Raw genomic sequence first — 12,177 nt, forward strand, 5'->3', positions numbered from 1 at the left:
GCCTGAAAAGTCTGCAAGTTCGTTACGAAACTTTGCGTTATTCATCTTAATTGAACCGCCGTATACGGATCCGTACGTACGGTGGTGTGAGAGGTCGGGAGTTAATCACTCCCTCCTACTCGATTGTTGAAAAACTATTGTGTCAATGAAATTAAGGTGTCATATTAAATAAAGTATGGCTCTTTCGGCAAAACGAGTGGTTGATTTCCGTTCCGGCTGTGCGCTTTGCCGCTGACGCTTCGCTTTCGCGCAGAGCAGAGCTTCCTGGGGGCGTCCGATGGGAGCCGCTTCACTCGCGTTCCTCTACCGCTAATCCCGAAGGAGTCGCCCAGCCTCCACTCCAATCAACACTTTACATATCAAGTATTTTCTTGAAGGGCACTCTAATTTATTTATAGTTATAAAATTAGACTACAGCAGTTTTGTGAAAAAGCGAAGCATTAGCAATAGTTACAATGCGTCACTGTTATAAGTCTTTCCTGTTCGATAAGCAATAGTGTTACTTTTGAAATGAAAGAAATTCATAAAAATTCTACGCTATTGCTGATTGGAGTGGAAGGTTACTCGACTCCCGTGGGAAAGTGAGACAGGCGAGACCCTGCACGGAGCGGATGTTTTCTGTGCGAAAGCGTAGTGCTAACGTAGCGGCAGCAACAACAGCGGAGGAAGCGGCTCGACGCTCGCCCACAGGAAAGCGAGTAGCCTGGAACGGAAATCACCCTTTAAAGAGCCACACTATTCACCGAGACATCCTTTCCAATTTTGTTTTTTAAAAGCATGGATGCTTGTAAGAACACTTTGCTATACATTTTTTTGTGAGTTTATACCATAATAAGGACTAATTTAGGCGATTTTATTTTTCAGAAAATAAGAACTTTAATATTATGAATATATAATGTTCATCTTTTTTGAGATTGTGTTATACTAATCACCATAAAGTATATAATTAATCTGAGTATGCACTCACAGGAGGATTTTTTAAATGACAGTATCAGTTGCTATTAATGGTTTCGGACGTATCGGACGTATGGTTTTCCGCCAAGCGATCGTACAAGAAGGTTTAAATATCGTTGCAATTAACGCCAGCTATTCAGCTGAAACGTTAGCACATTTGATTAAGTATGACACAAATCACGGAACGTTCGAGGGTTCAGTGGAGCCTGCAGGCGATGCTTTAATCGTAAATGGTAAACGTGTTCAAATTATTAGCGAACGCGACCCATTAAAATTACCATGGGCAACAATGGGTGTGGATATCGTTATTGAAGCAACTGGTAAATTTAATGATCGTGAAAAAGCAGCAATGCACTTAGAAGCAGGCGCGAAGAAAGTTATCTTAACTGCACCTGGTAAAAACGAGGACGTAACAATTGTTTTAGGTGTAAATGATGAGAAACTTGATATCACAAAACATGATGTTATTTCAAATGCTTCTTGTACAACAAACTGCTTAGCACCAGTTGCTAAAGTATTAAATGACACATTTGGTATCGAAAACGGTTTAATGACAACAGTTCACGCTTATACAAATGACCAAAAGAATCTAGACAATCCACATAAAGATTTACGTCGTGCACGTGGTTGCGCACAGTCTATCATTCCAACATCTACAGGTGCTGCAAAAGCATTGAAATTAGTGTTACCGGAATTAGAAGGCAAAATTCATGGTATGGCACTTCGTGTTCCGACACCAAACGTATCATTAGTTGACCTAGTAGTTGATTTAAATACTGATGTAACTGTAGATTCTATCAACGCTGCATTCGTTAAAGCAGCTACTGAAGGTCCAATGAAAGGTATTTTAAACTTCTCAGTTGAGCCTCTAGTATCTTCTGATTACAATACAACAACTTACTCTTCAACAGTAGATGGACTTTCTACAATGGTATTGGGTAACCGCAAAGTGAAAGTGCTTGCTTGGTACGACAATGAGTGGGGTTATTCAGCACGCGTTGTAGATCTTGTTAAAAAAGTGGCAAAAGCATTAGAAACGGTTAATGCATAACCAAGCAAATATGTTGAGCACATTGAAATCCGAGTGATTTCAATGTGCTTTTTGTATTAGATTGTAAAATCTATGCTTGTACTTTCTGCTTTCAAGGCTTATCATGAGCACACTATCGTCAATGCGCTTTTCTTATACATAGGAAATTTGTTATAATAGAAATACTAAAATGTTGTGAAATCAGGAGAGTAATTATATGAGATGTCCATCTTGCCAATTTAACGGAACGCGTGTTGTGGATTCGAGGCCAGTTGATGATAATAAAGAAATTCGTAGACGTCGTGAATGTGAGTCATGTGGCTTCCGCTTTACAACGTTTGAAAAAATTGAAGAGACACCGTTAGTTGTAGTGAAAAAAGAGGGTTCACGAGAAGAATTTAGCCGTGAAAAGGTACTTCGTGGACTTATTCGTGCTTGCGAAAAACGACCTGTTTCTCTTGAAGTTCTTGAAGGACTAGTAATGTCTATTGAAAAAGATCTTCGCCGTATTGGGAATTCTGAAGTCCGATCTGAGGATGTAGGGGAAATGGTAATGGATCGCTTAGCGAAAATCGATGAGGTTGCGTATGTGCGCTTTGCATCGGTATATCGTCAATTTAAGGATATCAATGTCTTTATTGAAGAAATTAAAGAAATTATCCAACGTCAAACAGAGCAGAAATTATAGGGAATAGAGAGGGGAATGACGTTGATCCATTTGTATAAGGAATTACAGCCTGCTGATTCTTTTGACATTCGTCTACCTCATGCACTTTCTACGCAGGAACGTCAATTAGTAACGCTATTTTATCAGCCTTTAATTGGAGCGGAACCAATCAGCCTTTATTTAACATTATGGGCAGAGGCTGAGCAAATGCCAAAGCAGCAAATGACACATTATTATTTAATGAATGTGTTAGGGCTTCCTATTGGCAAAGTATTTGAGGCACGTATTGCGCTTGAAGCAATTGGCCTGTTACACACATGGAAAAAAGAAGATGATGGCGAACGGAGCTTTTTATATGAGCTGATACGTCCACTTGATGCGGATAGTTTTATGAAAGACCCACTGCTGTCGATGTTTTTATTTAGTAAAATTGGGGAGCAAGCTTATCGGAAGTTACGTCAACGTTTTATTCCATCTACAAGAGATGCAGAATTTAAAGATGTATCACGTGCCTTCATAGATGTTTTTAAGCCTGTGAGTACAAGGATTCCAGATGATTTACATGCAGATACTAGTCGTAAGGATACACAGCAAAAGATATATCCGTTTTATTTTGACCAGTTTGACTTTGAACTACTGCAAGCGGGCTTATCGGAGCAACTAGTCCCGGCAAGCCTACTAACATTTGAGGTGCGTGAAACAATAGCGAAATTAGCATTTTTATATCGCTTAACGGCACTCGATATGCAAAAGGTAGTAATTCTGGCATTAGATGATGATCTAGGTATTTCATTGGAACGTTTACGTAAGGCCGCTGCGGATTTTTATAAGCTAACGGTATCAAAAGAACCACCAAAGCTTGCTAGAGTGACTGAGCCGTCATCCGTAGAAGAACCCGGCCAAAAAACAAAGGACCAGGAGCTTCAGCAATATTTAGAGACGACTCCACCAGTGCAAGTATTGCGAGATATCAATAATGGCAAAGAACCGCTACAGACCTCCGTACAGCTTGCAGAGAGTTTAATTGTCCAGCATGGAATGCCGGTAGGGGTTGTTAATGCTCTTCTGGAATATGTAATGCTAACAACTGATATGAAGCTACCTAAGAAATATGTGGAAACGATTGCGGATCATTGGGTACGTAAAAATATTCAAACAGCAAAAGAAGCAATGGAGCTAGCACGTAAAGAACATGATAAGTACACTACGTGGAAAAATAAACCCCAGTCTTCGGCAAAAAAGAACTCTTACACAAAAAATCGCCGAGAGGAAAAAGTACCAGATTGGTTTTATAAGCGTAATGAAAAATCAGAGGAAGTATTAAAAGATACAACAAATACTGGCACTACTGATTTTGAAAAGGAAAGACAAAAGATACTGGAAAAATTAGGTAATATTCAAAATAAGGTAGGTGAATGACAATCGAACCGATTAATGGACCATTAAAAAGAGCAATTAAGGTACCATCATTTCAAGAACGATATGAAGCGATGCGTAAAGAAATATTAGAAAACCCTCGTGTGCAAGAGTTTTTAGCTGAACATATGGATGAGTTAAGCTATGATGCGGTTGAACGTAATTTACCGAAGCTCCATGAATTTATTAGTCAATCTACAGTCTGCTGTGGCTGTGACAATACAGAAAATTGTACAAATTACTTAAAAGGTTTTTTACCTACTTTACGTGTAGTAAGGAGTACTGTTGAAATTGATTATGTACGATGCGAGCAAAAGATACGTGAAGATGAGCGCCGTGATGTTGCTAATATGATAGCAAGTATGCATATGCCAAAGGATGTGCTACAAGCTACTATAAGTGATTTATTTATTGATGATCATACACGTGTTGACATTGCAAACAGTGCGGCTGATTTTGTTCAAAATGTACTAGATACAGGGAATTTGCCTTCTAAAGGCTTTTATTTGTATGGTCAATTTGGAGTGGGGAAATCTTTTGTGTTAGGCGCATTAGCTAATGAACTTGCGAAGGCTAAAGTAAAGTCAGTTGTAGTTTTTGTGCCTGAATTTTTACGAGAAATGAAAAATGCAATTGGCGATAACACATTGAATGAAAAAATAGACTATGTGAAAAAGGCACCAGTGCTAATGCTTGATGATTTAGGAGCCGAAACAATGACTGCTTGGACGCGAGATGAAATTTTGGGGACTATTTTCCATTACCGCATGGCAGAGCAATTGCCAACATTCATTACATCTAATTTTAATTACGATGAGTTGGAGCATCATTTAGGACAGTCACAAAAAGGTGACATAGAAGTCGTGAAGGCTGGACGTGTTATGGAACGTATTAAAGCCTTGACAGAGCCGATTAAAATGGGCGGGCAAAATAGACGTATGTAAGATTGGCAGTTGCATTTTATGACAATCGAGCGTATACTGTCACATATAATAATTAACTTCTTTCAACTGGTGTCCAAACACTTACTGAAAAAGTTAAAGCCTTCGGATTATGCCGAGGCATAATTGATCAAATGCATTGATGAGGACATGAATTTTGTGTAAGGCTTTTAGAGAGGGAAGTCATTGGCTGTAAGCTTCCTAGTTTGAGCACATTATTTACTACCTGCTGAGCAGCGAAAGGGATAATCTTTCGCCGGTCCCTAGCCCGTTAGCTAGCCTTGAGCTTCGTCTGACTATAAAAAGTCGGAAGGAAGAAGGGTGGAACCACGAGCATACGCTTCGTCCCTTTCGTAGGGACGGAGCTTTTTTTATTTTCGTTCAGTGGAAAATAGTGGTGAACGAATGCGGATGTAGTTCCTTTTCAGTGAGTGTCCAAACACCTATTGAATGAGGATCAATTCCGGGGATTCTTTGACTTCAATCATGCATCACAACAAAACTATAAGGAGTGCAGAAAAATGTCAGATATGATTAAATTAACTTTCCCAGATGGCGCTGTAAAGGAATTTGCAAAAGGCACATCTACTGATGACGTAGCATTATCGATTAGCCCAGGACTTCGTAAAAAAGCATATGCGGGTAAAGTAAATGGTGTCTTAGTCGATTTAAAAACACCAATTGAAGAGGATGCAACAATCTCAATTATTACTCAGGATGATGAGGAAGCACTGGAAATCTTACGTCACTCTACTGCGCACTTAACAGCACAAGCGATTAAACGTTTATACCCAGATGTTAAACTTGGTATCGGTCCAGTTATTGAAGGTGGCTTCTACTACGATATCGATTCACCAACTCCAATCACTGCTGAAGACTTACCAACAATCGAAAAAGAAATGAAAAAAATTATCGCTGAAAACCTAGAGATAGAGCGCAAAAATGTTAGCCGTGCAGAAGCACAAGCGATCTATGAAAAAATCGGCGATGAATATAAATTAGAATTACTTGAAGCGATTCCAGCAGATGAGCAAGTTTCTATTTACCATCAAGGTGAATTTTTCGACCTTTGCCGTGGTATCCACGCACCATCAACTGGCAAGCTTCGTGAGTTTAAACTTCTTTCATTAGCTGGTGCTTACTGGAGAGGTAACTCAGATAACAAAATGCTACAACGTATTTATGGTACAGCTTTCTTTAAAAAAGAAGAATTAAAACATCACCTACAAATGCTTGAAGAAGCAAAAGAACGTGATCACCGTAAAATCGGTAAAGAATTAGAGTTATTTACAACTTCTCAAAAAGTTGGTCAAGGTTTACCGCTATGGCTACCAAACGGTGCGACAATCCGTCGTGTTATTGAGCGCTATATTGTAGATAAAGAATTATCTCTTGGTTATAAGCATGTTTATACACCAGTACTTGGTTCTAAAGAGCTGTATCAAACTTCTGGTCACTGGGATCATTACCAAGACTCTATTTTCCCACCAATGGAAATGGACAATGAAACATTAATTATGCGTCCGATGAACTGTCCTCACCATATGATGGTGTACAAAAACAGCAAGCATTCTTATCGTAACCTACCATTACGTATTGCTGAGCTTGGTACAATGCACCGTTACGAAATGTCAGGTGCTGTTTCAGGTTTACAACGTGTACGCGGGATGACTTTAAATGATGCACATATTTTCGTTCGTCCAGACCAAATTAAAGTGGAATTCCAAAAAGTAGTACAGTTAATTTTAGAAGTTTACAAAGACTTCGATTTAAATGATTACTCATTCCGTTTATCTTACCGTGACCCAGCGGATACTGAAAAATATTTCGACGACGATGCAATGTGGGAAAAAGCACAAAGCATGTTAAAAGAGGCAATGGATGAGCTTGGCTTAGATTACTTTGAAGCTGAAGGTGAAGCGGCATTCTACGGTCCTAAACTAGACGTGCAAGTAAAAACTGCAATTGGTAAAGAAGAAACTTTATCAACAGTTCAGCTTGACTTCTTATTACCAGAACGCTTTGACTTAACTTATGTAGGAGAAGATGGTAAACCACATCGTCCAGTTGTTATTCACCGTGGTGTAGTATCAACTATGGAACGCTTCGTTGCCTTCTTAATCGAAGAATACAAAGGTGCATTCCCAACATGGTTAGCACCAGTACAAGTTGAAGTCATTCCAGTTTCAAACGAAGCACACTTTGATTATGCTAAACAAATTGAAGAGCAATTAACTGCAGCAGGCTTACGTGTTGAAATGGATGACCGTGAAGAGAAACTAGGTTACAAAATTCGTGAAGCACAAATGAAAAAAATCCCGTATATGCTTGTTATCGGAGATAAAGAAGTAGAGGCTGCTGGCGTAAACGTACGTCGTTACGGCTCAAAAGATTCAGAAACAATTAGCTTCCAAGACTTCTTATCTAACATTAAAGCAGAAATTACAAAATAATTTTAACTTCTATTAGCATGATGGTTGATATAAGTTAATTGAAGTGAAGACTGGACGACTCCATGGGGGATTGGCGTCACAGATGTGACCATGTAGCGCATCGGACGCCCCCAGGAAGCTCTGTGCGAAAGCGAAGCGGCAGCAACGACCTCACATCATGATGATAACCACTATAATGGTTTAGATTAAAAGTTTTTAGGTTACTTTATCTTCATTCAGAAGAAGATTCCCACCTCTAAAGGTGTAGAGATAAATGGGTATGTGGTTCGTTTTTAGTGTGTATCCAAACTCATACTAAATGAAGATAAATCCTCCGGCGGATGTCACGGATTTTGAAAGGAATGAATTGTGCTGGCACAATTCAAAATCCGGACGCAATTACGCCAAGGCGAAATTGTTTTAGAAATAAGCTAAAAAACATTTGACAGCATATTAAAGTACATGTTAATATAGTTAAGGTTAATGAATACAAAGTTTGTGGTTGAAGTAGAGGCTGCCCGCTTCTCACCTGATACAACGCTCTTGGGCTGTGAACAGGTATGACACGTTGAATTGTTTTGCGTAGACTTGCGCATGCACATATAGCGGGCGGACATCTTCAAAGTGTCCGCCCTTTTTTTATGGACATGACAAGATGATGTACCGTTCAACCGGGCAAGACTTTGCCCAAACCATGTATTCGCGACAACTACTTGGAGGTGGATTACTATTAGCAAAGACATGTATGTAAACGAAGGCATTCGCGCACGTGAACTTCGATTAATCGATCACAATGGTGACCAGCTTGGTGTAAAGACACGTAACGAAGCGCTAGAAATCGCCACTCGTGTAAACTTGGATCTTGTCCTTGTGGCCCCTCAAGCCAAGCCGCCAGTCGCTCGTATCATGGACTATGGTAAATTTAAGTTTGAACAGCAAAAGAAAGACCGTGAAATTCGTAAAAATCAAAAGGTCATCGTAATGAAAGAGGTTCGTCTGAGCCCAACAATCGATGAGCATGATTTCCAAACGAAGCTACGTAATGCGATTAAATTCCTTGAAAAAGGTGATAAAGTTAAATGTAGCTTACGATTCAAAGGTCGTGCGATTACACATAAAGACATTGGTCAACGTGTGTTAGATCGTTTTGCTGAAGCTTGTGCTGAAGTATCGACGGTTGAACAAAAACCGAAGATGGAAGGCCGAAGCATGTTCTTAGTTCTTCAACCAAAGAACGAGAAATAATATTAGACGAACAGTTTAGGAGGAATTCGACATGCCAAAAATGAAAACTCACCGTGGAGCTGCGAAACGTTTCAAAAAAACGGGTTCAGGTAAATTAAAATATGACCGTGCTTATGGAAGCCACTTATTCGCAAACAAATCTACAAAACAAAAACGTCACCTACGTAAAGCAAACATCGTTTCATCTGGTGACTTCAAACGCATCAAATCATTACTTGTTTACATGAAATAATTTGACAACACAAAATAACTAATATTCATTTTTTAATGAAAAGCAGGAGGTAATTCATATGCCACGCGTAAAAGGCGGAACAGTGACGCGCAAACGTCGTAAAAAAGTATTGAAATTAGCTAAAGGTTACTACGGTTCAAAACATACATTATATAAAGTTGCTAACCAAGCAGTAATGAAGTCAGGTCAATATGCATACCGTGACCGTCGTCAGAAAAAACGTGATTTCCGTAAATTATGGATCACTCGTATCAACGCAGCTGCTCGCATGAACGGTCTTTCATACAGCCGTTTAATGCACGGATTAAAAGTTGCTGGTATCGAAGTTAACCGTAAAATGTTAGCTGACCTAGCTGTAACTGATGCAGCAGCATTCACTCAATTAGCAGACACTGCAAAAAAAGCAGTAGCTAAGTAATTTTTGACAAAGTTATTGAAAGACTGATGGATTTATCCGTCAGTCTTTTTTGTGTTAGAGTAGTAGTAAATAGAAAATTTAAAGGAGTATTCAATGGGACAGGCATTATTAGCGTATATGGCGATTGTTTCTATCGTCCTGCTTGTTATGATGGGCATGGATAAATCAAAAGCAAAAAAACATGAATGGCGTATTGCAGAACGTTCACTATTTACATTAGCAATTGCTGGAGGTGCAGTAGGTGGCGTGCTAGGAATGTATTTATTCCGTCATAAAACACGACATAACAGCTTTGCATTTGGTTTCCCACTGCTAGCAGCTATTCAAATTTTTATCCTAGTACAATTATGGTGATAAAACCGGAAAATGTTCCGACAAATCACAAAAAGATTCCGATAAAACCTGAGAATGTTCCGATAAATAAAAACACATCCTCATTCTGAGGATGTGTTGTGCATAAGCTTTTCAATGGGCTGCTTCCAATTTATTTTTGCGCTCGGATAGTTCAATAGAATTTCTTGCTGTAAGTATACAAAGTCTTTTTTCGTAAAACCTTGCAGTGTAGCGGCGTCACGGGCGCCAACGAAAATCGTCACAACTTCAAAGGCATCTTCAGTCGTGCCGAGGTATTTTTCACCTTCGAAAAGAGCACCCTTGTAAGAGATGAAGAAATTTTTCCGGACATTTTTGACGTCATCATAAAAATAATATTGGCCTTTTTCATAGGCCTCATCAAGTTTTCGCTTAGGATCGGTTATATAACGAATCGCTTTATAAAATACATAGATAATAAGCGTAATAACAGCAAGACGAATAAGTAACGGCAACATTTTTAATTTCCCCCTTGAAGAAAGGTTATTCCTTCCTATACGATTGTAAGGGACAATTAGTTTCACTTTATATAAATATTTTTAAGAAATTTAGGAGAAAAATATGAATTTACAAAAATTGTTTAAAATGCAAAAAGAGCTTGATGATTTCATCGAAAAAACACAAAATATTGAACGTGATGTATTTAAAGAAAAAGGTTTAGCCTTAATGGTAGAGCTAGCCGAACTTGCAAACGAGACACGTTGCTTTAAGTTTTGGAGCACAAAGGGAGCTTCAGAACGTGATGTGATTCTAGAAGAATATGTGGATTCGATTCATTTTATATTATCACTTGGCCTATTAAAAGGTTTTACAGCGATAGAAAAATGGCCAGTGATTGAAGAGAAGAGAGATTTAACAGAGACATTTTTAATGACACAAGACAATATTTTAAGTTTTATTAGTCAACCAACTGAGGATAGATATTTAGTGATCTGGCAATGCTATGGATTACTTGCGTATAATCTAGGCTTTACGTTTGAGGACGTAGTTGCGGCATATATAGAGAAAAATGAAGAAAATTATAATCGTCAGCGTTCGGGGTATTAAAGTAAGAAATCCAACAATTTTCAGACGATTTAACTAGGAATATTTCGGTAAACGAAGTATAATAGAGGAGATATAAGAGTCGGGAGGTAAAAGGATGACACAGCTAGATTCAACATTACAAATGTTTAAAGATTTAACAGATGCGAATGGTATTGCAGGTAATGAACGTGCACCGCGCGAGGTCATGAAAAAATACATTGGACCATATGCAGACTTAGTTGAACAGGATAATTTAGGTAGCGTCATTGCTAAAAAAGTTGGCGATGAAAATGGCCCTAAAATTATGGTTGCAGGTCATTTAGATGAAGTAGGCTTCATGGTTACTCAAATCGATGACAAAGGGTTCATCAAATTTCAAACTGTAGGCGGCTGGTGGAGCCAAGTTATGCTTGCACAGCGTGTAACAATTACAACACGTAAAGGCGATGAAATTATTGGGGTTATTGGTTCTAAGCCACCTCATATTTTACCAGCAGATGTGCGTAACAAAGTGGTAGACATTAAAGACATGTTTATCGATGTTGGTGCAGCTTCAAAAGAAGAAGTGCTTGAATGGGGCGTACGTCCTGGCGATATGGTAACACCATATTTCGAATTTAATGTGATGAAAAACGAAAAATACTTATTAGCAAAAGCATGGGATAACCGCATTGGTTGTGCAATTGCCATTGATGTTATGAAAGCTTTGCAAAATGAAAAGCATCCAAACATCCTTTATTCTGTAGGGAATGTTCAAGAGGAAGTAGGACTTCGTGGTGCGAAAACAGCTACACATAAAATCCAACCAGATATCGGCTTTGCTGTCGATGTAGGTGTAGCAGGAGACACACCAGGAGTAACTGCAAAAGAATCAACTAGTAAAATGGGTGCTGGTCCACAAATCGTTGTTTACGATGCATCGATGGTCTCGCACCGTGGCTTACGTGAATTCGTATTAGATGTGGCTGATGAGCACAATATTCCATATCAATTCGAGGCAATGGCTGGTGGCGGTACAGATGCTGGTTCTATCCACGTAACTGCAAATGGTATACCAGCACTATCAATCGGTATTGCTACACGTTACATCCATTCACATGCAGGTATTTTACATCGTGATGATTATGATAATGCTGTAAAATTAATGGTGGAAGTTATTAAAAAATTAGACCGTGATGCAGTGAATAAAATTATTTTTGACTAAGCGTGGAAAGAACTAAATAGATATACCATAATTTTGCCTTCTAACAAAAATGTTAGGAGGCTTTTTTGAAAAATAAAGGACTTGCATACTAGAAGTTCAATCATACACGCCTGTTAAAGATACCGAGACGATATGGGGAGGTCTAATTCCCGTGTACCAATATTTATAAATGTGTTACACTCTAGATATAATAACTGATTATTCAGTTATTAAACTGATTGGGTAGGGTTAGTGAAAGAA

At 38.7% G+C, this 12,177-nt stretch carries 12 protein-coding genes; 11 read left to right on the forward strand and 1 reads right to left on the reverse strand.

Going from position 1 to position 12,177, the window contains the following annotated elements:
- Nucleotides 1-982 precede the first annotated feature (982 nt).
- The 9 genes from ACVYAD_RS06015 (at nucleotide 983) to ACVYAD_RS06055 (ending at nucleotide 9,689) form a co-directional block, all read left to right on the forward strand.
- Nucleotides 983-2,005, forward strand: coding sequence for a glyceraldehyde-3-phosphate dehydrogenase (locus tag ACVYAD_RS06015; protein WP_349659228.1), 1,023 nt, complete (start codon nucleotides 983-985; stop codon nucleotides 2,003-2,005).
- A gap of 196 nt (nucleotides 2,006-2,201) precedes the next feature.
- Nucleotides 2,202-2,672: a transcriptional regulator NrdR gene (gene nrdR / locus ACVYAD_RS06020; protein WP_049667519.1), complete on the forward strand. Its 471-nt coding sequence runs from the start codon at nucleotides 2,202-2,204 to the stop codon at nucleotides 2,670-2,672.
- Between the two features lie 15 nt (nucleotides 2,673-2,687).
- Nucleotides 2,688-4,070 (forward strand): replication initiation and membrane attachment family protein, encoded by a 1,383-nt coding sequence (locus ACVYAD_RS06025; protein ID WP_386831399.1) that lies wholly within the window; start codon nucleotides 2,688-2,690, stop codon nucleotides 4,068-4,070.
- 2 nt (nucleotides 4,071-4,072) lie between these two features.
- Entirely contained in the window at nucleotides 4,073-5,011 is a 939-nt protein-coding gene (gene dnaI, locus ACVYAD_RS06030) for a primosomal protein DnaI (protein ID WP_476425491.1), read from the forward strand.
- A 518-nt stretch (nucleotides 5,012-5,529) separates the two neighbouring features.
- On the forward strand, nucleotides 5,530-7,461 hold the full coding sequence (gene thrS / locus ACVYAD_RS06035) for a threonine--tRNA ligase (RefSeq protein WP_349659230.1): 1,932 nt from the start codon (nucleotides 5,530-5,532) through the stop codon (nucleotides 7,459-7,461).
- 720 nt (nucleotides 7,462-8,181) lie between these two features.
- A complete protein-coding gene (infC, locus tag ACVYAD_RS06040) occupies nucleotides 8,182-8,685 on the forward strand; it encodes a translation initiation factor IF-3 (protein ID WP_024363824.1) in 504 nt (167 codons plus the stop codon).
- A gap of 31 nt (nucleotides 8,686-8,716) precedes the next feature.
- Nucleotides 8,717-8,917, forward strand: coding sequence for a 50S ribosomal protein L35 (rpmI, locus tag ACVYAD_RS06045; RefSeq protein ID WP_004226312.1), 201 nt, complete (start codon nucleotides 8,717-8,719; stop codon nucleotides 8,915-8,917).
- A 58-nt stretch (nucleotides 8,918-8,975) separates the two neighbouring features.
- Nucleotides 8,976-9,335 carry a 50S ribosomal protein L20 gene (gene rplT, locus ACVYAD_RS06050; RefSeq protein WP_053592414.1) on the forward strand — a complete coding sequence of 120 codons (360 nt, stop codon included), beginning with the start codon at nucleotides 8,976-8,978 and terminating at the stop codon, nucleotides 9,333-9,335.
- Between the two features lie 93 nt (nucleotides 9,336-9,428).
- Nucleotides 9,429-9,689, forward strand: coding sequence for a DUF1294 domain-containing protein (locus ACVYAD_RS06055; RefSeq protein ID WP_386831405.1), 261 nt, complete (start codon nucleotides 9,429-9,431; stop codon nucleotides 9,687-9,689).
- A gap of 80 nt (nucleotides 9,690-9,769) precedes the next feature.
- On the opposite strand, the gene ACVYAD_RS06060 is transcribed toward ACVYAD_RS06055, so the two are convergent.
- A complete protein-coding gene (locus ACVYAD_RS06060; protein WP_079561567.1) occupies nucleotides 9,770-10,165 on the reverse strand; it encodes a sigma-w pathway protein ysdB in 396 nt (131 codons plus the stop codon).
- A 103-nt stretch (nucleotides 10,166-10,268) separates the two neighbouring features.
- Between ACVYAD_RS06060 and ACVYAD_RS06065 the strand changes: the two genes are divergently transcribed.
- Together ACVYAD_RS06065 and ACVYAD_RS06070 are read left to right on the forward strand one after the other, a co-directional pair.
- Entirely contained in the window at nucleotides 10,269-10,754 is a 486-nt protein-coding gene (locus ACVYAD_RS06065) for a dUTP diphosphatase (RefSeq protein ID WP_349659232.1), read from the forward strand.
- A 94-nt stretch (nucleotides 10,755-10,848) separates the two neighbouring features.
- Entirely contained in the window at nucleotides 10,849-11,937 is a 1,089-nt protein-coding gene (locus tag ACVYAD_RS06070; RefSeq protein WP_079561565.1) for a M42 family metallopeptidase, read from the forward strand.
- The last annotated feature ends 240 nt before the right edge of the window (nucleotides 11,938-12,177 follow it).

It is taken from the genome of Lysinibacillus sp. G1-3, from assembly GCF_056322905.1.

Excerpts from the sequence above, each read along its gene's own strand:
- nrdR (WP_049667519.1), top strand. The coding sequence starts at position 2,202 with ATGAGATGTCCATCTTGCCAATTTAACGGAACGCGTGTTGTGGATTCG.
- rplT (WP_053592414.1), top strand. The coding sequence starts at position 8,976 with ATGCCACGCGTAAAAGGCGGAACAGTGACGCGCAAACGTCGTAAAAAA.
- ACVYAD_RS06015 (WP_349659228.1), top strand. The coding sequence starts at position 983 with ATGACAGTATCAGTTGCTATTAATGGTTTCGGACGTATCGGACGTATG.
- thrS (WP_349659230.1), top strand. The coding sequence starts at position 5,530 with ATGTCAGATATGATTAAATTAACTTTCCCAGATGGCGCTGTAAAGGAA.
- ACVYAD_RS06055 (WP_386831405.1), top strand. The coding sequence starts at position 9,429 with ATGGGACAGGCATTATTAGCGTATATGGCGATTGTTTCTATCGTCCTG.
- ACVYAD_RS06025 (WP_386831399.1), top strand. The coding sequence starts at position 2,688 with ATGACGTTGATCCATTTGTATAAGGAATTACAGCCTGCTGATTCTTTT.
- infC (WP_024363824.1), top strand. The coding sequence starts at position 8,182 with ATGTATGTAAACGAAGGCATTCGCGCACGTGAACTTCGATTAATCGAT.
- ACVYAD_RS06070 (WP_079561565.1), top strand. The coding sequence starts at position 10,849 with ATGACACAGCTAGATTCAACATTACAAATGTTTAAAGATTTAACAGAT.
- rpmI (WP_004226312.1), top strand. The coding sequence starts at position 8,717 with ATGCCAAAAATGAAAACTCACCGTGGAGCTGCGAAACGTTTCAAAAAA.
- ACVYAD_RS06065 (WP_349659232.1), top strand. The coding sequence starts at position 10,269 with ATGAATTTACAAAAATTGTTTAAAATGCAAAAAGAGCTTGATGATTTC.
- ACVYAD_RS06060 (WP_079561567.1), bottom strand. The coding sequence starts at position 10,165 with ATGTTGCCGTTACTTATTCGTCTTGCTGTTATTACGCTTATTATCTAT.